Here is a 306-nt window from a genome sequence, read left to right on the forward strand (position 1 = left end):
GGTCGGCGGCGATGCGCAGCTTCGCAGCGGCGGGGCGATGGGCATTGGCGAGCTGCAGGCGCAGGGGGCAATGAACGCGGCTACCGGTGCCGCGCTGGTGGCGCAGACACTGTCTTCCGGTGCGGCGATGCAGCTGGAGGCGTCCGATGCGTTGGATGTGCAGCAGCTGCGCAGCGGGGGCGATCTGGCCGCCACGGCAGGTGGGCTGCTCGCCGTGGGCGACCTGATGGCCGATGGCGATGCGCGCCTTGAAGGCGACGCGGATGTACGCCTGGCCCAGGCGGTGATCGGGCAGTCGCTGAACGT

At 71.2% G+C, this 306-nt stretch carries 1 protein-coding gene; it reads left to right on the forward strand.

Annotated features, from left to right (window positions below; translation table 11 throughout):
- On the forward strand, positions 1-306 hold a 306-nt coding region (locus QMX81_RS20935; protein ID WP_282264412.1), incomplete at both ends, for a hypothetical protein.

Source organism: Stenotrophomonas sp. PS02301, assembly GCF_029959485.1.
Taxonomy (GTDB): domain Bacteria; phylum Pseudomonadota; class Gammaproteobacteria; order Xanthomonadales; family Xanthomonadaceae; genus Stenotrophomonas; species Stenotrophomonas maltophilia_Z.